This window comes from Paenibacillus septentrionalis (assembly GCF_042659865.1).
GTDB classification, from domain to species: domain Bacteria; phylum Bacillota; class Bacilli; order Paenibacillales; family Paenibacillaceae; genus Pristimantibacillus; species Pristimantibacillus septentrionalis.
The window spans coordinates 262,977-284,953 of record NZ_JBHSTE010000004.1; the positions used below are offsets into that span (position 1 = coordinate 262,977).

A 21,977-nucleotide genomic window follows, 5' to 3' on the forward strand; every position below is an offset into this window, starting at 1 on the left:
TCATGACAAAAATATTGAAAGCGGACCAGTTGATCAAGTCTTTTAATGAAGGAAAAGAACAACGCAACGTGCTAGATACCGTTTCTGTCGAAGTAGATGAAGGAGAATTCGTTACCGTAATGGGCCCATCTGGCTCGGGAAAATCAACGCTGATGTATGTATTGAGCGGAATGGATTCCGTTGATGCTGGAAAGGTCTACTTTAACGGAAAGGACTTATCGTTGATCAAGGAGAATGAGCTTTCAGATATTCGCAGAACGAAAATGGGATTTGTTTTTCAGCAGCCGACTATGTTGAAGCATTTGAATATACTGGACAATATTATACTTCCGTCTATGCGTGACAACAGAAAAAATGTCGCTCGCATTACGGAGAAGGCTAGATCGCTGATGAAAAGAATGGGTATAGCAGAGCTTGAGCAGCGATCGATCACCCAGGTGTCGGGAGGACAGCTCCAACGTGCAGGCATCTGTCGTGCGTTAATGAACAACCCTAAAATCATATTCGGTGATGAGCCTACTGGGGCGCTAAACTCTAAGTCGGCGGAAGAGGTTTTGGAGGTTTTTGCTGAGATACATGCAGCGGGAACTTCAATTATGCTCGTTACCCACGATGCGAAGGTAGCTGCTCGATCACAGCGCATTATGTTTATGCGAGACGGGAAGATCGTAAGCGAGTTAAACCTTTCGAACGAAGACCATTCAGATATGGAGAAGAGAGTTGAAAAGGTAACGATGAAAATGAGAGAGAGCGGTATATAGACACTGTTTAAAGAAGTGATACTTGCGGCAAGGAGGAGTGTATCGTCATCAGCAATTCTATCAACTAGTTCGCTTCTCAATTGTGAAAAAATAAACAATAAGAGAGGTCTTCCTGCTAAAATGTTACAGCTTTGTGCCTACCATTGACGCTAGAATCAGGTTTCGTTAGGCTGATAAAAACACGACTTGAAATGGGGCAAACACGATGAGCAGTAATCGGGCCATGCAGGCAAATCTTATGCAGGAGGCAGCACAGTTTATCCGCCAATGCTATGCGGAGCTTGGAAAATCAAACGATGAGATCGAAAAGCGTCTAGAGGATATTCAACTGGATATCGAGCAGCATGGAAGCTACGCGCATACCTTTGAAGAGCTGGAGCATGGCGCACGAATGGCCTGGCGCAATTCCAATCGGTGCATCGGGCGTTTGTTCTGGAATCGACTGCATGTTATAGATGCGCGTCAGCTTCATACGGAGGAAGAAGTGTTCGAAGCACTGCTTCATCATATCCAATACGCTACCAATCAAGGGGAGATTCGTCCAACGATTACGATGTTTGAACAGGCTCGGCAGCAGGGCAACGCTGTACTCATTTGGAATCATCAGCTGCTTCGTTATGCTGGATATGAGCAAGAGAACGGTGAAGTGATCGGTGATCCGGCTTCTGTAACCTTTACGAAGGCTTGTGAAGCACTTGGCTGGAAGGGAGAAGGGACGCCATTCGATCTGTTGCCGCTTGTTATTCAGTGCGGAGATCATAAGCCGAAGCTGTTCGAGCTGCCGAAAGAGCTTGTGCTGGAGGTTTCGATTCAACATCCTGAGTATGATCTGTTTTCTGGAATGGATGTGAAGTGGTACGCTGTCCCGATTATTTCAGATATGAAGCTGGAGATAGGCGGCATTACGTATTCTGCGGCTCCATTTAATGGCTGGTATATGGGTACAGAGATCGGAGCGCGTAATCTGGCGGATACATTTCGATATAATTTGCTGCCTATTGTAGCGGAGAGTCTAGGTCTGAATACATCGTCTCAAGCCTCGCTGTGGAAGGATCGGGCGCTAGTGGAGCTTAACGTTGCCGTTCTGCATTCGTTTCGCGAGCATAAGGTAAGCATGGTCGATCATCATACCGCAGCACAGCAATTTGCTGCCTTTCAACGCAATGAGCATAAGGAAGGGCGCGAGCTGACAGGACGCTGGTCTTGGCTTATACCGCCGATGTCGCCTGCAACGACTCATATTTTTCACAGCAGCTACGAGGACCAAGTGCTGCTGCCAAATTTTTTTGCTCAGCCAAGGCGATATGAAGTGTGATGCCCTAATCGTTGGGATTCACACGCCCCTCGAAGGGAGAGAGTAGCAGGAGAGACTGCTCCATATCTAGATGCAGGATTTAATAAAGCAACGTACGAGAATTGGATCGAATTGCGTACCGCTATTACGCATAAGCTCATCAATAGCGTGACTACTAGATAATCCCTTTCGGTAGCATCGATCGGAGACCATACTGTCGTACGCATCGAGCACTGCACATATTCTCGCAAAATAGGGGATGTTTTCTCCGGATAAGCCATTAGGATATCCTTGCCCATCCCAGCGCTCATGATGGAATAAGATCGTTTCAAGAACACGGTTGTCTATCTCTTCATAGAAGGACATGGCGAGGCGAGCACCTTGAACAGGGTGCTTCTTCATCGAGTTCCATTCCTGATCGCTTAATGCTTGTTCCTTATTCAGCACTGAACTTGGCGTGGACAGCTTGCCTATATCATGCAGGTAGCATCCTTGGATCAGCTGGTCACGTTCTTTGGCGCTTAAACCTAATGCTGCTGCGAATGTATCCGCGAGCTGTGCCAATCGAGTACAGTGCTTGAACGTGCAGCTGCTCTTTCTTTGTAGTTTCTCCATATATACACTGGCTTGGGTTGCCGAGCTTTGTTTATGCTTCTCTTCTTTTGCAGTCAGCATGGTCGATCATCTCCTAATGTTCATTACAAATCAGTTTTGTTTCCTTCCTATTCACATCTAATCTCATCTTTCAGCAATTTAGTTCATTTACCCGTTGCTTAGCCTAAGCTCGCTCGTTATAGGACTAACATGGATCAGCTTAAGAAAAATATTGACGAGATCGGCACGAAAATAATGGTTTCCTGCAGCATAAAACAGCTCAATAGCATCGACCGCTTTGTAAGGACTTCGATATGGTTTAGGCGAAATAAGTGCGTCATATAAATCAGCCATGCCGACAATCTGGGCGTAACTAGGGATGACCTTACCAGTCAACTGATAAGGATACCCTGAGCCATCGAATTTTTCATGATGAAGCAGAGCGCATAATGCAGAACGTTCAGGCATGCCGTTGATGCTCCGCAGCAGCTGGTAACCGTCGACTGTGTGATTCTTTAGCAGATCACGCTGCTTGCCTGTCAAACTTCTGTTGCTTCGCATGATAGAAGCGGGAAGCTTGAGCATGCCGATGTCGTACAGCAGTGAACCGATGATCAGCTCCAGCATCCCAGCATTGTCGTAGCCGTATTCTGTCCCGATCATCCCGGACAATATCGATACATTTACGCAATGCTCCAGCAGCGACGGCTCGCTTTCGTGCAGTTGATTGAGCAATTCAACAATCATTGGTTCATGTGTAATATCTAGCACAGTTTTGCGGTACATACGTTTGAATGCGGATTCCTTTCGAGCGTTAAACTGGAAAATAGGAATCGATGGTTGATCAAGCTTATGAAACAAAATATTGGTGATATTTTCTTTTGAATGGCGTGACGGTTTTACAGGTGTTTCCTTCTTGATTGCTTTAATTTCCGGCTCGCGATCGATATATACATCGGCAATTCCCCGTTCGATCAGACGCTTTATATAGTGTTTTGTCAGTACTGTTCCGCTGCTCAGTATGACAGTTCCATTTTGTGTGATAACCGATTTAGCGAGCTTGTCGCCTTCCTTTAGGCTATGAACGCTAGCTTTGTTCATTCGATATCCTCCCTTTTCCTGCGCCTCATATGCATCGTACGATTCACTGTTCACAGAATATCATCGCGAGCGTAGATTATATATTCTCACATCGGATACAAATAGGTATCCAGAAGGATACTCTTCTTGAAATTGTCGAATTAATCAGGATGGTGTAAAATATGAATGTTTCCAGTTTATAGCAAGCAGGTGATCCGAAATGGATGAAAAAATAGATACAGGTCACGCCGATCATTCTTTACTATTTGGGAGAGAGGATGAAGTCAGGGAATTCGTCAACGAATTAACGAAGTCAAGCGGTAAAAGATTAATCAACTTTTATGGAACAGCGGGGATTGGAAAAAGCTTTCTTGTAGAAGAATTAATCCGTCAAGCACGTTTTAGGGGCTCGTTCGTTTTATTGCTGCAAGGTGAAAGCTTTGCGGTAAGTCCAACAACATTTTGTCAGCAATTATGGACACAAATGGGCAACATCGCTGTTGAAGAGGATGAATCGATATCGTGGTTTGATAGAAGCCTGATGGAATTGTCTAAAATAGCGGAGAAGCAGCGTATTGTACTATTTTTGGATGCCTATGAGGGAATGGAGGGAGTGGATCATTGGCTTCGAGACTATTTTCTTAAGCAGATTCACCCGAACATTCTAATCGTAATTGCAGGGAGAAGCCCGTTATCGGAGCCATGGCTTTTTTCTCCTGTATGGAGACCGATTATTCTGCGTAGACAACTATCCGAGCTGTCATACGAAGCAGTAGAACGCTATGCAGCCAGTAACGGAATCAACAAAGACGACATTCGAAGGTTGTGGCGTTATTCGCAGGGACATCCTTTAACGATGTCGCTGTATGCGTTCTTTTTGCAGGAAAGCGGCAAGGCTGGAGCTGTTATGAAATTCAGTGACCACGAACCATTGCACTACATTATCGAGCGATGGCTTCGAGAGGTATCAGGGATAGAAATGAGGCCGATTATCGAAGCGGCTTCTGTATTAAGTTATTTCAACCAGGAGAGCTTGTCTTTCGTGATGAACGAAGAAATGAAGATCGAGGATTTTCATCGTCTCATTCGCTTCTCATTTGTGAAAAAAGTGGATCGCGGCTGGACCATTCATCCCCTGATGAGAGATAGCATCAAAAAGGAGCTTTGCGCTAGAGCACCAAAGCATTATGAGCAAATTAGGAACCATGCGCTGCGGTACTTATATCAGCGTTTGCTAGAGAGTCATTCACTCGGTTCAGATGATACCAAGGAAATGTATGAGCTGCAAAGCTTTATTGGTGATGCGCTGATCAGAGCTTTTTTGAGCTGGTTTGAGGTGGAGCCACGACGATTCGAGCCTATTGGAGAGCATAGTTTGGAAGAGCTCGAGCATTATGTGCAGCGTCGCTACAGAGAGGTGAAGGATTCACAGATAGAGCTTTACGATCTGAACTCGAATCAGTCTTTTCACTATCGCATTACGAAGGAACAGGCGTGCTATACATTAAAGTGGCTTGATTTCCGTACACTTTTTGCGCTTGGCTATGATGTCATCCGTGTGATGAGGGATTCGGACGGCAGTATCATCGGACTTGCAACAGTTATTCCGATCAACCGGAAAACATTGCCGTACTTGAGCGAATCTCCAAGAGGGAAGGCCTACTTCACTGGGCTGTCTGAAGAACAATTATGTCGCTTAGCGGTTCCGGAAAATGAGCGAGCAGGCTGGTTTATCGAGACGATCGATACATTGGATTACACGGACAAGTCGCAGCAAACGGCTGTCGGTAACCTGCTCTATTCGGTATTGTTGTCAGGAGAACTCGTCGTCGAATCCCCTGCGCCTTTGCAATATTATATCGATACACATCTTAGTTTGGGGTTTGAAATCGTACCTCATGGCACGCATACGAATTACGACGGTGTTACTTCAACGCCGACCTTTGTCCAAAGCTTGGATAAAAATAGGCTGCTGCGTAAAGCCCAGAAGATGCTTCAGACGAATCAGCAGCTGGCCGATCTAGTAAATGCGGAGATATATCAAGCTTCTTCTCCTCCACACTTAGCTCAAGAGGTAAAACAGACCATGCAAGGCGAGAGCCTGCATGCGCTCCTTACCGCACGAGAGAAAGAGGTGGCCAGCCTGCTTGAAGAAGGTCTTACCAATCTTGAGATTGCTTCAAGGCTTTTTGTAAGTGAGGCAACAGTGAAAAAACATATGAAGTCGATGCTTCAAAAGACGGGTGCTGCCAATCGTACGCAGCTGCTGAAGAAGCTAATGAAACAGTAATGGGCCTACAGACCGAGATTGTATGTTCGTTCTCGGTCTAATCGTATTTCGAACCATCGAGTTTGCTGAATCGGGCAGCCAAAATAAAATTCAAAAAAACCAACAATATTACGTCAGAAGATGGTATTATGTAATCGTATATGTAACGAGGGCCTTTAGCTCAGCTGGGAGAGCGCTACACTGGCAGTGTAGAGGTCAGGGGTTCGAGCCCCCTAAGGTCCACCAACACCTAACACGAAACGGAAGAGATGCCGTTTTATATAAAAGCAAGCAGAATTATATAATTAACCATATGGACAAGCAATAGAATGTAATGAGGTGACGTATAATGCCAACTGAAAAATTTACACCAACAGCAACGCCAAAATGGTTGGGCTATGCCCTTCAGTCACTCGTGTTCATGTCCGGCCAGCAAAAGTCGCATTGTGCCAGCAATGAAATTGCTGAACATGTTTGCAGTGAAGCTACGTTAACACGCCGCGTCCTATCCCGATTGGTCAAGGCGGGAATCGTTGAGGCAAGAGAAGGACGAGAGGGTGGATATGCCCTTCGCAGAAAACCGGAGGATATCTCTTTTGCTGATGTATACCGGGCGATTCAGATGGTCGAGCCGCTTTATGCGGGTTTGCTTGATACAACCACCAACGGGCCTTTTGCCCAAGAAACACGGGAAATGTTCACTATCGTGATTAATGAGTCGGAAAAACAGTTAATTGAGGTTTTAGAGCGACATACGATTGCGGACTTGATCAAGAAAATCAATGAGGAATAAACTGTGATTGACAAAATCATAGTTCAAGAGTATAATTTAGCTCGAGATATCTCATGTTTTTTTGGTTTTAACTATGATTTTGAAAATCACAGTAAATGAAGGGAGGATTCGTTTGACCGACATTCAACCATTTTCCATACGAACGATCATCGCTCCATTAATTGCCGTTGTCGTTGGCATGGTGATGGTCATACTGGATAGCACCATTGTTAATGTTGCTTTTCCTAAGTTTCAACAGGAGTTTGGGAGTACGTTGGCTGTCGTTCAGTGGACGTTCACCGGCTATACCCTGGCATTGTCTGCTGTCATTCCCCTTGCAGGCTGGATGACGGACAAATTTGGAGCTAAGCGAATTTTTGTGACAACCGTTGCGCTCTTTACCGTGGGATCCGTACTATGTGGTATGGCACAAACCATTGAGCAATTGATTATTTTCCGAATTGTGCAAGGACTTGGCGGAGGCATGGTAGCTCCGATTGGCATGGCAGTGATTTACCGGTTGACACCGTCTCATAAGATAGGGACAGTCATGGGTGTGCTAGGCATTCCTATCCTGATTGCTCCTGCGTTCGGTCCTGTATTATCGGGTTGGCTTCTAGATTATGTATCTTGGCAATGGATCTTTCTCATTAATCTGCCGATTGGCATGATAGCCATTGCGGTAGGGATGAAATACTTGCCAGTCTTTCCGCAGGTTGAAGTGCCAAAGCTGGATACGCTTGGGATGATACTGGCTCCTGTTGCTTTCTCCATGCTAGCCTTTGGAGTAGCTGAAGGGACAACAGACTGGACGTCCGCCCGTACTATGATTGCTCTTACTGTCGGAGCGGCGGCATTGTTCGGATTAATTGTAACAGAACTGCGGCACAGGCAGCCTTTGCTTGAATTGCGTGTGTTCAAATCTTCTGATTTTACACGTGGTATTCTGCTTTTATGGCTTGTACAAATCGCATTGTTTGGCGTTATGGTCTTGTTTCCGGTATATCTCCAGACTGTTCGGGGCTATTCGTCGCTTGATACGGGATTAATAATGCTCGCTCAAGCGGTTGGTTCGATCCTTTTCACGCCTGTTGGGGGACGTATGTTTGACAAGGTGGGTGCCCGTCCGCTGGCGCTGATTGGTTTAACCGCCGTATCGGCTGCGCTTTTTTGGCTATCGCAAGTTTCACCGGAGGCCGGTCTGTCGATGCTCTTGCTGCCCTTGTTTATGATTGGCTCAGGTATGGGTCTTATTATGATGGCGCTAAATACTCACGTTCTCAATTCCGCTCCACGCTCTCTCGTCGGAAGAGTCACTGCACTCACTACCGCAGCGCAGCATGTAGTAACATCTTTCGCTGTAGCGGCTCTTACGGGATTTCTTGCCTATCGAATGAATGAGACGACGATGAATGTGGAGTCGCAAAATATTGCCGCAGCTTACAGTGATACGTTTTTATTGACTGCTATATTGGCAGCCGCAGGTATCATTCTCAGTCTTACATTACGTAAGCCACAGCTTCTTGATTCAGCAGTTCCGACGCAAGTAGATGATACCTATAAGTGGACAAAAGAGAGGAGTTGATTGTCATGCAAACAATGACACAACAACAGATAGCCAGGTCCGTTACGATAGGCAGAACATTAATAGCGGGTTCTGCGGCAGGCGTTATTTCAGCTATTGTATCTAATCTGCTGGCCTGGGGAATAATCGCGGCCAATGACTTTGCATTCGAAATGTTAAACGGGTTTTCGATTACACTTTCCGCATTTTTTGCTAATGTAATAGGGGCATTCATTTATCGTGTTTTGCAAAAAAGATCGTCCCGGGCAGTGATATACTATGCAATCTTGAGTTTGGTAATGGCTGTATTGATGACCTTCAACACGGTCTCAAATCCGATGGAGCCTCATATTGGAGCTGTGGCGAATCCACTTCATTTTGCAGTCGCGTTATTATCGTTAGTGTTAATCCCGAAATTCATGCAGCGTGCTGCTGCGGCCGCGTCGAAAAAAGGTTAACAGCCGGGCCGTGCGAAGACCGAAAAAAAACCTCATTCAGAACAACTCTTGATACTTGTCCATTGGACGGTAAAGATCAGCACGAGCGGGTTAGTTTTGACTCCCTCACAAGGTTAAAGACGCGCAAACTCATAGAGGTTGCGCGTCTTTTGTGTCCTGTCTGTTCCGATGAGAAACGTGCGGTTTCTTGCCGAAATCGTTTTGACAACATCACTAAGATAAAGCAGCAGAGATGCCTTTTTTATTTTACCCACAACAATTTTCATGGAATCATAAGCCAATCATCTTGTAGGGGCCGTATTTACTGGCTCCTCTTTTCGTCGTTTTCAGTGAGTGAGAGCCTCCAGCACAGCGTAGAGAGTCAGGGCGTTTTGTTGTTGTCTCTAACAATCCCCCTTGCGTATTACGTTACGTAATAGATTAGACTGAGTTTACTTTGAGCTGGGGAGGACGATATGATGAAGAAGATGCTGAAAAAGAAAAGATGGTGGCTGTTCGTATTTATCATACTTGTTGGTGCGGCAGGCTTTGCTTTATTTTATGATGACGGATCTGTTTCTTCATTCGTGAATCAGAAGAGTAAGGCGGAATTTATCGAAGCTTATAACGAAGCAATGTCACACTTGCCTGAGCCTACGGAAGAAAGACAGATTTCCACAACATTCGGTGAGGTTAAGGTTTACAAATTTGAGGGTGAATCGATGGCGGGGCGTGCGCCTCTATTACTTTTACCAGGGAAATCAGCTTCCACGCCAATGTGGGAATCGAATCTGGATAGCCTGATTAACGACCGTCCCGTGTACACCATTGATCTGCTTGGAGAACCAGGTATGAGTGTGGAGACGGCAAGAATTGAAAATGTGCAGGATCAGGCGGTTTGGCTCAAGGAATTGATCGTGGCATTGGACGAGCCTCAAATTCATGTGTTAGGGTTGTCTTTTGGGGGATGGAGTGCCGTGAATCTGGTAGTTCATGAGGAAGTGCCGCAGATTGCATCACTCATACTGGTCGATCCGGTTTATGTTTTTGACGCCATTCCGTTAAAGATGGTTTTGCTTTCCATTCCTGCTTCGGTTCCGATCGTTCCGAAATCCATAAGAGATCGAATGCTGAGTTATATCTCGGGTGAGGCAGAAATTGACGAGAATGAGCCTACAGCCAAATTGATTGAAACAGGCATGAGGTCGTTTAAAAGCAAGCTTCCAATGCCGCAGCAAATCAAGGAGAGCCAGCTGGATGAAATCAATATTCCCGTGCTTGCCATTATAGCAGGCAAATCGACGATGCATCATCCTGAAAAGGCTACTGCCGTTGCAGAAGAATCGCTGTCGCATGAAAACAGTAAAGTAGTTGTTTTTGAAGAAGCCTCGCATGCGATTAATGGGGAATACCCGGAGGAACTCGCGGACGCCATCCGACAATTCATTACGCCTATGGACTAGTTAGGAGCATATGCATGAAAACTTATTCCGTTAAAGAGCTCGCAAACTTAAGCGGGGTTTCTAGAAGAACCCTTCAATATTATGATAATGAAGGAATTTTGATAGCTGACAAAAATGCGAATGGACATCGAATGTATGATGAGCACCATCTGAGACAGCTCATGCAAATTAACTTCTACAAGAGTGTCGGGTTCTCTTTAGAACAAATTCGCCATAAGATGAAGCAAGCATCGGACGATATCGGAGAGCTGCTGGAAGCACAAAGCATTCATCTTCACCGGCAGCTTGAAGGGATCAAAGCGAAAATACACGGTATAGAGGTGTCCAATAAGCTGAAGTCAGCGGGCTTTGAGATACCTTGGGAACTTCTGGCTTATTTAATGAACGCACTAGATACGGTTCAAATTGATCACTGGAGCGACTATGATTTCCCGCAAGAGGATTTAAGTATATTCCAGGATGTATTCAGAACAAAAGAAGAGCTGCTCGATTTCTATAACGAATTCAGACGACTGGTGTTGTACGCTGCGGCGTATCATGCTGCACAAGTGCCCGTGGAATCAGAGTTGGCCAAAGAGCTTGGTCAGGAGTGGAATGCGATGGTAAGCGGTGTAACATCGAAGAACCCTCGGGTGATGGACGCCTTCTTAAGGGTAGACAACAATCGCAAGAAATGGAGCGAAGGGGAGAGGAACTTGATTGACGAAGGAGAGCCTTATTTGGCCAAGATCGTCGATAGGTACTTGTCGTGAATATTCCATTCAATGCCTCTTCTTTGATGCATGATTGCGGAGCGCTTAGTCTGTAGAGGTCAGGGGTACAACTCCGCTAAGGTACTCGAATAGCTGGATTAAAAGTATTTCGTATCAAATTGACAAATAGGTCAATACTCCTCTACTATTTTGGAAGAATTATGATTTGATTCACGCTGGAGGAGAGACGATGAAGTTAGAAAGGCTTTTGTCCATCATTATCGTGCTACTGAATAGGCGAATGGTACAGGCCAAGGAACTTGCGGAGCGGTTTGAGGTTTCCGTACGAACAATTTATCGAGATATTGAAACGATTAATGCGGCAGGAATTCCAATCATCACCTATCAGGGTACCAATGGCGGAATTGGACTGGTGGAAGGTTACCGCTTGGATCGCAATGTGCTGACAAGTGATGAGCTTGCATCAATCGTCACTGCACTTCGTAGTATTTCTACCTCATACGAAAATAAGAAGCATCAGGAGCTTATGGAGAAACTTCATAGCGTTGTTTCGCCAGCAGAAATCGAAGTGTTCCAGCACAAGTCTAGTCAAGTATTGATCGACTACTCACCTTGGGATGGCCATGAGCAGCTTCGCTCTAAGGTGCAACTGCTGGAGAAAGCGGTTGATGACTGCCTATGTATGGAATTCGACTATTCTAACGCTGAGGGAGATATGTCACATCGCATCGTCGAACCGCATAGGCTTATTTTGAAAGGTAGGCAATGGTACCTTCAAGCTTACTGCTTGAATAAAGAACAATTCCGTTTATTCAAGCTAACGCGAATGAAGGAATTGGAAGCTGTATCTGGGAAGACGTTTATTCGACGTGACATTCCGACACAAGCGCAAAGCTCAGAGCGGAATCTATCGGAAATGTCTCAAGTAACAGAGATTGTCCTGCGCTTTCAGGATCATACACGTCATTTGGCAGAGGATTGGTTTGGCATTGAGGCGCTTTGGCCAATGGGTGACGGCAGCTGGTTAGTGAAGAAGGCTTATCCGGAAGATGAGTGGTTGTATCGTTTTCTTCTTGGTTTAGGTCACCATGTAGAGGTGCTTGAGCCTCCTCATTTGCGGGAAATCCTCGCGGCTAGGGCTGAGCAAGTTATGAAATTATATAGAAATAATCGTTGAACCTGACAGATAGCTGTCAGGTTATTTGTTTTATACTGAATTCATTCAAACGAGGAGAGTGATTTATGATGAAACAAAACGAAACCACTGCCAATGAAGAGAGTACACGCATCGAGCCCACGCGTATCGAAGAACTTCCCGCTTTCTTGTTAGCTGGCGTTAGCACCGTCACGACAAATGCTGCTGAGTTAAGCGGTAATGGGAAAATTGGAGCACTATATGAACAGTTTTACTCACATAGAGTTGGGGATCAACTGAAAGAATATGAACAACAATCTGGCCTTTATAGCTGTTACTATAACTATGAAAGTAACGATGCTGGACAGTATGAGATAATGGTTGGGATAAAGGTTAAGGAAACAACCTCGCAACATAAGCTCCCAGAAGAAATAAATATGTTTATCGTTCCTGCTGCCCAATATGCGGTTTTTGTAACAGAAAGCGGACCGATAATAGAAGTAGTCCAGCAAGCATGGACACGAATATGGGCATGGTCGAAGCAATCGGGGGTTGAACGGGCGTATACGGGTGATTTTGAATATTATGCTCCGAATATCGACCCGAATAATGGTCAAGCCATCATATATATTGCGATACGCTAGTTGAGACTCTTTATGAAATTATTTTGGTAGATTACCGCCTTCGCAAACAAAAACGCAGCCGATTCGGCTGCGTTTTTGTTTGCGAAGGTAGGCCCAATAAGGACAAACCTGTGAAAAGACATCTTAATCTGCTTGTTGCAAATTCTCAGAACCTAATTCATGCAATCGCTATTGACACTCTCGCTACTTTGTATTACTATGTAGCGGTAGTAAGTCATACTAACTACTGGTCGAAGCAAAATATTAAGAGGTGATTATGCTGGAGAACCTAACAGAAATGCTCAAAGGCGTGCTCGAAGGCTGTGTACTTGAAATTATAAGTCGAAAAGAAACCTATGGTTACGAAATTACAAGGGAACTGAACGCCCTTGGTTTTACAGATGTAGTGGAGGGAACGGTCTACACGATTCTGATCCGTATTGAAAAAAACAAGCTGGTCAATGTCACCAAAAAACCTTCCGATATGGGGCCTCCTCGAAAATTTTTCGAGCTTAATGAGGCAGGCCGTGAGGAGCTGCAGAGGTTCTGGGAGAAATGGCAATTCGTATCATCAAAAATAAACGAGTTAAAGGAGAATTAAGATGAATTTTTGGGAAAAGATCACCGGCAGTGATATGACGAAGGAAATGAAGAAATTCGAAGCGCGAGCCAAAGAGCTGCCGTCTGATTATCAGGCGGCATGGGAAACAATTAAGGGCTATCTTTGGCCGCACTCTGATTTTACCGGCCGCGACCTCATGCCAATACTTGATGGTGTGCTTGGCTTGCTTGAAGAAACGGCAGCGGATGGATTAAGTGTCCAAGAAGCTTTAGGTGATGATATTAAAGCCTTCTGCTCAGCCCTGGCTGGCGAAGAAGGCGCGAAGAATTATCGCGATAAGTGGCGAAAGCAGCTTAACCATACGATTGCAAAAAAACTTGATAAATAGGAGGGGAACCAATGAGCTTACAAGATATTATTAATGGCAAAAAAGAGTGGCGCGCACACGTTTCACGTGTCAAAGCGCTTCCAAAGGATTATCAGATTGTGTACAAAGAGCTTCAAAAATATCTCTTTAAGGTCGGGCCTGTTGAACTAAGCGAAGGGACTGGGTTGTTCTCGGGGATCGTCGATCTTTTTGAAGAGGGTGCAGCGATGGGGAAAGGCGTGCTTGAAGTGACAGGTAGTGACGTAGCTGCTTTCTGCGAAGATCTAATTAAGGATTCCAATACGTACGCTGATCTCTATCAGGAATCTACCCAACAAGCAATGCACAAGGTAATGAAAAAAGTTACGGACGACAAATAAGGAAAGGAGGGATCGGGAGGGAAGCATCCATTCAAGTCTTGCCAGCATTAGGCATTCCAGAAAATTGGACTACACGATATCCTACATTAGAGAGTATTCCAGATACGCACGAGCTGTGGGGGATGACCTTAGGAAAAACGTTTTTCGAGAGCATTCATGGGTATGAAGTGTTTGGTCATATTGGAAAATTCGATAAACAAGTTTATCTTTCACGGGGATCAAGATGATATCGTGTCCATTCATTATGCGAAGAAGGCTTCAGAGCTATATTTAAACGCAACCTTTGAAGTGTTTCCAGGAGAAGGACGTGGATATTCAGAGGCAGGAAATAAGCGGATGGCTGAGATGACCGTTGACTTTGTAAAGTCAACGATTTAAATGTCCTTGATATAAACTTCTTAACGAAAAACTCACCTGACACATAAGTGAAAGCGAGTTTTTCGTTTCATGATTGCATGCGAAGTGCGCAAGTTAGAACGTTCGGTCTTGGTAAGGGTGTCCAGTGTCATCCTCGCAATAACTTTTTAGACTGTATAAGAACATAGCCCAGTTATAGTTGCAGAAACGATAAAAGTTCGTTACTTCCTTCCAGTTCATATGTTTGAGGATAATATCCGTTTTGCCATTTTTCTCGCTCAATTCGAAGGAGATTGTGGTGCCTACCCATTCGGGATCAGATTCGGTACATAACCATTCAATTTTACTAGGAGAGCTTAGATCAATAATTTTCATCTTGGTCAAATCATTTTCACCAAAGTTAAATTCATTTGTTTCTCCAACTTGATTATATACCGTTAGTTCACGAGTCCAGACCTCGGAGAGACCTTCTGCTGTCGTTAGGGCTTTGTACACCTGTGCCGTAGGCGCACGGACTGTTTGCAGCTGCTCGATATTCGCCATAATATTCTCCTTATTAGGACAGTTTTTTGAGATAATTAGCTAAATTGGCTAAGGTGGAATTTAGTCCTTCTTCATGATCCTTCTGCGAAATTCCTTGAGGCACATCTTCACATATAATGGTAACCTTGGTACCTTCCGGGACAATGTGAAACGACCAACTCATGTTCATCTTGCCAGCGTATGCAGGGTCATCGGATTCAAATTCAATCTGATGGACGATTTTTTCGTCCTTGATTAATTCCAAAAATGTTGCTTGAACCACGTCTGAGTTTTGAGTTGTTTTTCCAGAGGAGTTATCAGTATCGACGTAGTATAGCGTCATCCGATATTGGCCACCCTCGAAAGGTTGAAATTGTTCTAGCTCGCCTACCATCCCTTGAGGGGGGAGCCACGAAACAAATGCCTTTGGGTCTATAAAAGCATGATAAATGTTTGTGGGTGGCGCCTCAATAACTCTTGAAGCAGAATCTATCCTTTTGCTGTTCATTTCATATCCTCCTCGTATGCAATTGGATAATTTTATCATAGCATGTTTTCATCGTGATATTTCTTATAGATTGCTAACCTTTTTGATAAGTGATCACAAGGAGGCTATACGTTGAACGTTCATTATCCTGAAATTGACAAAGCAATTACATATATTCATAACCATATCTATGACCCGTTATCTCTCGAGGCATTAGCCAAGCATGTTTCTTATAGTCCGTATCATTTTTCGAGAATATTTAAAGAGAGAATGGGGATTTCGCCGTTGTATTATGTCTCCTCAGTTAAACTCCAAAAGGCCAAGCATTTACTGTTGCATACGAATTTAAGCGTGCGAGATATTTGTGAGGAGATTGGACAGCAAAGTCTTGGAACTTTTACAACACGTTTCAGCGAAAAAGTAGGAATAGCCCCTTCTGCCTTTAGACATTCTACTCCACAAGCATATAGTCACCTAGAAGCTTTAAGAAATGCAAATGAAAGGAACTCTAACCCCTCATTCCTACATAGAAATCAAGCAAGAGTTAAAGGAAGAGTTAACTCGGTAATTCCTTTTGAAGGAGTGGTCTTTATTGGGCTTTTCCCTAAGCCGATCCCCGAAGGGATTCCTCTATACGGTACATTACTTACAGGACAAGCATATTACTGTTTACCTAACGTTAAACCTGGAATTTATTACCTAATGGCGACAACGGTAACTTGGGGAATGCAAGCTACCGATCTCTTACTACCGGCTCAGACTTTGCGTACGCGTTCTAGGAAACCGATCAAGGTCGAAGCAGGCAGTGTCATAACAGAGCAGGTGCATCTTTATCCACCTCGTATAGATGATCCTCCAATCCTTATATCGCTGCAAATACTGATGAAGCAGTTCTTATCTCGCATGCAGCAGTGATGAGCAAGGTCGTATGTCGTTGCGATGCTTCGATGCACCAATCTCAAAACAATTGCCAGCTCATTCATTTCATGTTCATAATAGTTTGTTACGCTTCTTACATCTGAAAGGAGTGGATGAAGTGAGTTGGTTAGAGATAGGTCTGGCTTTATATTTACTTATAACGTTAGTTGGATATATTGTCGGAGCAAACATGATTGGTAAACGAAGGGTATTATGGCATTGTGCGGGCTTGATATTGCTAGGCTTGCATCTTGTTTTCGAAGGCTATCGGATGCCGATGCTATTGCTCTATTTCATGTTAATCATCAGTACATTCGGTACAATTTTAACAGCATATCGAAGAAAAAAACTACACCAGACAACGAAAGCTTCTATTCAAAAACGATTGGTGATTGGCACGATATGGGGCTTATTGCTTCTGATCGCGTTGGCGGTTCCAGCTTATGTTTTGCCGAAGGTCGTACTTCCATCTCCTACTGGTCCTTATGCTATTGGTACTACGATGTACCACTGGGTGGACGAAACGAGAATGGAGCCTTTTACTTTGGAAACAGATGATCATAGAGAGGTTATCGTGCGTGTATGGTATCCAGGGGAACTGAGCTCTAAGATGACGCCTGCTTCTTATGCGTATGATGCGGAGCATATCCATACATTGATTAAAGGGCAGCCACTTTATATTAAAGCGATCTTGGCTGCTATCAAACGAGTAGAAACCCATTCCTATTCATTGCTGCCAATATCACAGGCTCAAGACGAATACCCTGTTCTTGTCCTTTCTCCGGGATTAGGTGCGAGTAACTTCATGTATACGAGCTTCACAGAGCAATTGGCTAGCCATGGCTATGTCGTTGCAGTAATTGAGCATTCGTACTACACAGAAATTCCAACATTATTTCCAGATGGACGGATAACAGAAGGGAAAGTAGAATTTCACGCAGAAGCAAACGATTGGGAGTCAATGAATGAGCATACACAGCTATGGAAGGATGATGTACGATTTGTGCTGGATCGTTTAGAGCATATCAATCAGGACGATCCTCACCACATATTGACGGGCAAACTGGATACAAATCAGATCGGGATGCTTGGTCACTCCTTTGGCGGGGCCACTGCTGCACAGGTCATGCATTACGACCCGCGTGTGCTGGCAGGAATCAATATGGATGGATTTCCTTATGGAGAAAAGCTTGATCAAGGGCTCATTAATCCTTTCTTGTTCATACTCTCCCCCGACACAGACAAATTTGCTCGCTCAGAGCTCGAGGAAAAGGAGTGGAGGGAATATGACCTTGACTCTAGAGAAGCTTACGAGCAGCTCGCTGGAGAATTTATGCTGCGAAAACATGGGATGCTGCGTAATGGCGGCTCTGAATGGGTCGTGCAAGGGACTGATCATATGAGCTTTTCAGATGTTGGGATGTATTCTCCGCTGCTCGGCAGCTTCGATGTCAAGCTGCACAGAGAAATAACAGAAAAGCTGCTTACGTTTTTTAATGAGCACGTAAGAAAGTAATATCGTTTACATTTAAATGAGATTGAGGCCTGCATGCCAAACATGTCGGCCTCAACTCCGTTTTATTCATCTAACGTTCATATTCGTCTAATAAACTTCTCTTACAATAGAAGGAGATCATATAGGGTCGGAGAGGTGAATTCGATTGATAAAAATACTAATAGCTGACGATGATCCTTATATTCGTGAGCTTATCAGACATGCATTGCGAACGGATAATTATGCAACGGTAGAAGCAGAGAATGGAAGCGATGCGATAGCCCAGATTCATGCTGAGCGGATAGATCTGGCTATTCTGGACATTATGATGCCGGGTAAGGACGGATTTGAAGTGTGCCGAGAAATCAAGCGATACTACGACATCCCCGTGCTGCTGCTGACGGCCAAAGGAGCGAGTGTAGATAAAGTTGCAGGCTTCCAAGCCGGAACCGACGATTATTTGGTGAAGCCGTTCGATCTAGCTGAACTGACCTACCGTGTCAAGGCTCTGCTGCGCAGATATCGCTATGATGCTGGGTTTGCTATACAAGCGGGAGATCTATATATGAATGCCGAGCGACAAGCTTATGTTAGCGGGAAGCTCATCCCATTGCCGCCAAAGGAATTTGAGCTTCTGTATCTGCTTGCCTCACAGCCCAACAGAACCTATACGCGTGACCAGATTATCGAACATGTATGGGGAGACGAATTTGAGGGAGATGAACGAACGATAGATGTTCATGTGAAGCGTCTGCGGGAGCGCTTCTCCGTTTTGACAGACCAAATCGAAATTGTAACCGTCAGAGGATTAGGTTACAGATTGCAGGTTAAGCATGATTAAAACTCTTTATATTCGAATTATCGTTTATTACATGGCTGCCGTTCTGATCGGTGTCGTCGTTGCTTGGCTATCTGCCCTTTATATCTTCAAGGAATCTGCTGAACAAGCAGTGTCCGCTGAGCTTACCGCTAAAGCCGATCATATGCTCCAGCTATATCGGCAGGCGAATCCGGAGAATGCGAATATGCTCTTAGAGCATGCAGCGCGGCTGGCTTCTGTCGGAATCCAATTGAAAAAAGAGAGCTCACAGGAAACGCTGTACATGAATTGGCCTGATGATGAAGAAAGATGTAACTGCGATATAACGATCCAGCAGCAATGGGAATTCAACGGAGAGACGTACACCATTGAATTAATAGAATCGAGGACAGATGCGTCCAGTGGACGATATGAAATTGCGCTGGTACTGCTAATCGTTCTAGCTATTGGCAGTCTTATTGTACTGCTTTTTGCAAGATTGCTGGTTAAGCCGATTCATCAGGTGACTAGTGCAGCGAAACAGTGGGCTGGTGGAGATTTTAACGTAAAGATACCGGAAAATGGGCCGGACGAGATCGGTGTATTATCCAAAACCTTGAATGAAATGGCTGATGATTTAGCTAAGCTGGAGCGTGAGAGACAGGAATTTGTTGCGAATGTGTCACATGAGTTTCAGTCGCCGCTAACCGTCATAAAAGGCTTTTCCGCTGTATTGCTTGAAGGGGAGCTTGATGAATCACAGCGGAAGCGCTCTGCACAGATTATTATGAAAGAAAGCGAACGCTTATCTAAGCTAAGCGATAATCTGCTGCGTCTTGCATCGCTTGAATCAGATAGCGTAGTCTTATCACCAAGCAGCTACGATCTATCAGAACAAATTAGGCGCACCGTCCTTTCTTTTGAGCCGCTGTGGTCAGGTAAGCAGCTGGACGTGGAGATGAATGCAAAGCCGATTACGATATGCGCAGATCGAGAGCTGCTGAATCAGGTCTGGTACAATCTTATGTCTAATGCGATCAAGTTTACTCCGAATGGTGGAAGGATCATCATTGATGTGCTGATAGAAGCAGGCAGGATTAACGTGCAGTTTTTTGATAATGGCACATCGATCTCTACGGAGGACCGAGAAAAAATATTTGAACGCTTCTTTAAAGTAGACCGCGCTAGAGATCGCAGCATAGACGGGAATGGCTTGGGATTATTTATTGTGCAAAAAATAGTTGCGATCCACAAAGGAACGATTGATATTGAGGAGAAGAAGGATGGCAAGGCGTTTATCGTTTCGCTGCCGCAATCCCGGCAAAGCATCGGATAATTAAGTATTAGGGCGCAACCGGTCATAGGGTAGTGACAAGGACACTCTTTTTTTCTAGCCTTTACATCCTCTTGCCTTAATTATACAATCAATGGAAGTCAAAAAGCTGACATAGAGGAGGAATCATCATGAACATTCTATTGGAAATATGGGAGTATATATTAGTATTTCTATTAGGTGCGACACCGTGGGTGGAAATTGCTGCCGTTATTCCTTTAAGCATTATCGCAGGGTTGAATCCTATATTGGTAGGTCTAATCGCTTTTCTCGGGAATTTATCTACAGTTTATTTGCTTATAATCTTTTTTGAAAAATTTAGAGAATGGCGCAAGCGTAAAAAGGGTGAAGATCAGCCCAAGTCCAAGCGACAAGCTAGAGCGGTAGGGATTTGGAACAAATACGGCTTGCCAGGCCTGTCTCTGCTAGGTCCGCTGTTAATTGGCTCGCATGTCGCGGTATTCATCGGACTGCTATTTGGAGCAAAAAAACAAACGACACTTTTTTGGATGACAATCAGCCTAGTCTTATGGACGTTGGTTATTACAATTCTGTCGTACTACGGTATTGATTTTCTTGTTCAGCTTAGAGGTTAGTAGAACGCACGGTGAACCTATCTTAGTCGTCAAGAAAGTAAAAAAGTCCCGAAGCTTTAATTTTAAAGCATTCGGGACTTTTTTGTTAACCTAACGGAGCGTGATTGCCCGGTGCGGCTTGCTGTAGTGACTTGTTCCTCCCCCGCCAACAAGCACCTTTCCACCCTTGTTAAAGACGAGGAGCTTTCTCGAATTGTCAGCAAGCAACACCTCAACCTTTGCGTGATTTGCAGTAGCAGTATAAATGACATAGCCGCTTCGGGAAAGTGATGTCCGCCACTTTTTATCAAACTCAGACCGCAGCACCCGATTGGAATATACTTGATTTTCAACTCTTCCCAGTTTTCTACTCATCTATCTACCCCTCAATGCCAAATTAAAGAGCTCTCCATGTATGTTATGCGTTGAACAGGAAGAGGTGTGGACAGCTGTGACACTTGCTTTAATCACGTTTAAAGGTTCATTTTTCAAATTCTAAAAAAAAATGATAAGTACTGTCGATTTAGTGGAAGTTTGTTCGTTGTACATATAGAATCGTAAATTAAAACAATAGGGAAGGACGTCATGTTATGCATTCAGTAATTTCGAAAGATGGTACGAAGCTTGCATATGACAAATCCGGGCAAGGTCCGGCGCTTATTTTAATAGGAGGGGCATTCAGTTATAGGAAGTTTCCCGGACAAGTTCAATTGGCAAGTCTTTTATCGGATCATTACACGGTATACAACTATGATCGGCGTGGTCGAGGGGATAGCGGAGATGCCAAGACCTATGCGATTGAAAGAGAAATTGAAGACGTTCAAGCTATCATAGATGAAGCAGGAGGCTCGGCATATGTATGGGGCTTGTCATCAGGTGCAGTCCTTGCTCTGCTGGCAGCTGCAAGCGGTTTGAACATTACGAAAATGGCGCTTCATGAGCCGCCGTTTGTGGTGGACGCTGGGGATCGCAAGCCTCCAAGGAATTTCCTTAACCATGTAAATGAGCTCATTGCCAAGGGCCAACGAGCAGAAACGATTCATTTCTTTATGACAAAGGGGATGGGGGCTCCTTCCTTTGTGGTGAGGATGATGCGTTTCATGCCGGGAGTTTGGAAAAATCTGATGTCCGTTGCTCATACATTACCTTATGATGCAACGTTGCTTGATGGTTATATGGATGGCAAACCGCTCCCTAAAAACGAGTGGAGTAAGGTGATAATCCCTACCATTGTCATCGAAGGCTCTGAAAGTCCGATCTCGCTTCGCAGAGGGGCTCAGGCGTTAACAAATGTGCTGCCCAATGCACAGTTGATAAGCAAGAAAGGACTCGGGCATACAAAACAGCTAAATACGAAAATGATTGCAGCTGAGCTGACTTCGTTCTTTGGTGACTGACATTCATAATGATAGTGTGGATAGGCATGATGATGGACATTGCAGATCAGCAGGAACGATATGAACGTAACTCGAAATAA

At 44.5% G+C, this 21,977-nt stretch carries 25 protein-coding genes and 1 tRNA gene; 21 read left to right on the plus strand and 5 right to left on the minus strand.

Features of this window, described 5'->3' with window-relative positions; all coding sequences use genetic code 11:
- Positions 1–2 precede the first annotated feature (2 nt).
- The gene (locus ACFP56_RS12965) at positions 3–761 is read left to right on the plus strand and encodes an ABC transporter ATP-binding protein (RefSeq protein ID WP_379235103.1); all 759 of its coding nucleotides are present in this window, start codon (positions 3–5) and stop codon (positions 759–761) included.
- Between the two features lie 205 nt (positions 762–966).
- Positions 967–2,076, plus strand: a complete 1,110-nt coding sequence (locus tag ACFP56_RS12970; RefSeq protein ID WP_379235105.1) for a nitric oxide synthase oxygenase — start codon at positions 967–969, stop codon at positions 2,074–2,076.
- A gap of 66 nt (positions 2,077–2,142) precedes the next feature.
- Here ACFP56_RS12970 and ACFP56_RS12975 read toward each other — a convergent pair whose 3' ends face one another.
- Complete coding sequence (locus ACFP56_RS12975; RefSeq protein ID WP_379235107.1) at positions 2,143–2,730, minus strand: HD-GYP domain-containing protein; 588 nt, start codon at positions 2,728–2,730, stop codon at positions 2,143–2,145.
- 87 nt (positions 2,731–2,817) lie between these two features.
- On the minus strand, positions 2,818–3,750 hold the full coding sequence (locus tag ACFP56_RS12980; protein ID WP_379235109.1) for an HD-GYP domain-containing protein: 933 nt from the start codon (positions 3,748–3,750) through the stop codon (positions 2,818–2,820).
- A gap of 199 nt (positions 3,751–3,949) precedes the next feature.
- Here ACFP56_RS12980 and ACFP56_RS12985 point away from each other — a divergent pair, with 199 nt between their 5' ends.
- The 13 genes from ACFP56_RS12985 (at position 3,950) to ACFP56_RS13045 (ending at position 14,392) form a co-directional block, all read left to right on the plus strand.
- Complete coding sequence (locus ACFP56_RS12985) at positions 3,950–6,019, plus strand: LuxR C-terminal-related transcriptional regulator (protein ID WP_379235111.1); 2,070 nt, start codon at positions 3,950–3,952, stop codon at positions 6,017–6,019.
- Positions 6,020–6,168: 149 nt separating this feature from the next.
- Positions 6,169–6,244, plus strand: a tRNA-Ala gene (locus tag ACFP56_RS12990).
- Positions 6,245–6,347: 103 nt separating this feature from the next.
- A complete protein-coding gene (locus ACFP56_RS12995; RefSeq protein WP_379235113.1) occupies positions 6,348–6,791 on the plus strand; it encodes an RrF2 family transcriptional regulator in 444 nt (147 codons plus the stop codon).
- A 112-nt stretch (positions 6,792–6,903) separates the two neighbouring features.
- On the plus strand, positions 6,904–8,355 hold the full coding sequence (locus ACFP56_RS13000) for an MDR family MFS transporter (protein ID WP_379235115.1): 1,452 nt from the start codon (positions 6,904–6,906) through the stop codon (positions 8,353–8,355).
- 5 nt (positions 8,356–8,360) lie between these two features.
- Positions 8,361–8,792, plus strand: coding sequence for a hypothetical protein (locus ACFP56_RS13005; RefSeq protein ID WP_379235118.1), 432 nt, complete (start codon positions 8,361–8,363; stop codon positions 8,790–8,792).
- Between the two features lie 458 nt (positions 8,793–9,250).
- Entirely contained in the window at positions 9,251–10,234 is a 984-nt protein-coding gene (locus ACFP56_RS13010; protein WP_379235120.1) for an alpha/beta fold hydrolase, read from the plus strand.
- Positions 10,235–10,248: 14 nt separating this feature from the next.
- Positions 10,249–10,986, plus strand: a complete 738-nt coding sequence (locus ACFP56_RS13015; protein ID WP_379235122.1) for a MerR family transcriptional regulator — start codon at positions 10,249–10,251, stop codon at positions 10,984–10,986.
- Between the two features lie 190 nt (positions 10,987–11,176).
- Positions 11,177–12,124: a helix-turn-helix transcriptional regulator gene (locus ACFP56_RS13020; protein ID WP_379235124.1), complete on the plus strand. Its 948-nt coding sequence runs from the start codon at positions 11,177–11,179 to the stop codon at positions 12,122–12,124.
- A gap of 65 nt (positions 12,125–12,189) precedes the next feature.
- Positions 12,190–12,726, plus strand: a complete 537-nt coding sequence (locus ACFP56_RS13025) for a GyrI-like domain-containing protein (protein WP_379235126.1) — start codon at positions 12,190–12,192, stop codon at positions 12,724–12,726.
- A gap of 256 nt (positions 12,727–12,982) precedes the next feature.
- Positions 12,983–13,306: a PadR family transcriptional regulator gene (locus ACFP56_RS13030; RefSeq protein ID WP_379235129.1), complete on the plus strand. Its 324-nt coding sequence runs from the start codon at positions 12,983–12,985 to the stop codon at positions 13,304–13,306.
- Between the two features lies 1 nt (position 13,307).
- Complete coding sequence (locus ACFP56_RS13035; RefSeq protein ID WP_379235131.1) at positions 13,308–13,655, plus strand: DUF1048 domain-containing protein; 348 nt, start codon at positions 13,308–13,310, stop codon at positions 13,653–13,655.
- An 11-nt stretch (positions 13,656–13,666) separates the two neighbouring features.
- The gene (locus ACFP56_RS13040) at positions 13,667–14,014 is read left to right on the plus strand and encodes a DUF1048 domain-containing protein (RefSeq protein WP_379235133.1); all 348 of its coding nucleotides are present in this window, start codon (positions 13,667–13,669) and stop codon (positions 14,012–14,014) included.
- A 180-nt stretch (positions 14,015–14,194) separates the two neighbouring features.
- On the plus strand, positions 14,195–14,392 hold the full coding sequence (locus tag ACFP56_RS13045) for a hypothetical protein (protein WP_379235135.1): 198 nt from the start codon (positions 14,195–14,197) through the stop codon (positions 14,390–14,392).
- A gap of 93 nt (positions 14,393–14,485) precedes the next feature.
- Here ACFP56_RS13045 and ACFP56_RS13050 read toward each other — a convergent pair whose 3' ends face one another.
- Together ACFP56_RS13050 and ACFP56_RS13055 are read right to left on the minus strand one after the other, a co-directional pair.
- Positions 14,486–14,914 (minus strand): SRPBCC family protein, encoded by a 429-nt coding sequence (locus tag ACFP56_RS13050; protein WP_379235137.1) that lies wholly within the window; start codon positions 14,912–14,914, stop codon positions 14,486–14,488.
- A 13-nt stretch (positions 14,915–14,927) separates the two neighbouring features.
- Positions 14,928–15,401, minus strand: coding sequence for an SRPBCC domain-containing protein (locus ACFP56_RS13055; RefSeq protein ID WP_379235139.1), 474 nt, complete (start codon positions 15,399–15,401; stop codon positions 14,928–14,930).
- A 111-nt stretch (positions 15,402–15,512) separates the two neighbouring features.
- On the opposite strand from ACFP56_RS13055, the gene ACFP56_RS13060 reads away from it, so the two are divergent.
- From ACFP56_RS13060 to ACFP56_RS13080, 5 genes are all read left to right on the plus strand, one after another.
- Positions 15,513–16,295: a helix-turn-helix transcriptional regulator gene (locus ACFP56_RS13060; protein ID WP_379235141.1), complete on the plus strand. Its 783-nt coding sequence runs from the start codon at positions 15,513–15,515 to the stop codon at positions 16,293–16,295.
- Positions 16,296–16,416: 121 nt separating this feature from the next.
- Entirely contained in the window at positions 16,417–17,814 is a 1,398-nt protein-coding gene (locus tag ACFP56_RS13065; RefSeq protein ID WP_379235143.1) for an alpha/beta hydrolase family protein, read from the plus strand.
- Positions 17,815–17,959: 145 nt separating this feature from the next.
- The gene (locus ACFP56_RS13070) at positions 17,960–18,634 is read left to right on the plus strand and encodes a response regulator transcription factor (RefSeq protein WP_379235145.1); all 675 of its coding nucleotides are present in this window, start codon (positions 17,960–17,962) and stop codon (positions 18,632–18,634) included.
- On the plus strand, positions 18,627–19,928 hold the full coding sequence (locus tag ACFP56_RS13075; RefSeq protein ID WP_379235147.1) for a sensor histidine kinase: 1,302 nt from the start codon (positions 18,627–18,629) through the stop codon (positions 19,926–19,928). Before ACFP56_RS13070 ends, ACFP56_RS13075 begins: the two co-directional genes overlap by 8 nt.
- Positions 19,929–20,056: 128 nt before the next feature.
- A complete protein-coding gene (locus ACFP56_RS13080) occupies positions 20,057–20,521 on the plus strand; it encodes a small multi-drug export protein (protein WP_379235149.1) in 465 nt (154 codons plus the stop codon).
- Positions 20,522–20,611: 90 nt separating this feature from the next.
- Here the strand turns inward: ACFP56_RS13080 and ACFP56_RS13085 are convergent, their stop codons facing one another.
- Positions 20,612–20,875 (minus strand): hypothetical protein, encoded by a 264-nt coding sequence (locus ACFP56_RS13085; protein WP_379235151.1) that lies wholly within the window; start codon positions 20,873–20,875, stop codon positions 20,612–20,614.
- A 215-nt stretch (positions 20,876–21,090) separates the two neighbouring features.
- Here ACFP56_RS13085 and ACFP56_RS13090 point away from each other — a divergent pair, with 215 nt between their 5' ends.
- Positions 21,091–21,897 (plus strand): alpha/beta fold hydrolase, encoded by an 807-nt coding sequence (locus ACFP56_RS13090; RefSeq protein WP_379235153.1) that lies wholly within the window; start codon positions 21,091–21,093, stop codon positions 21,895–21,897.
- The last annotated feature ends 80 nt before the right edge of the window (positions 21,898–21,977 follow it).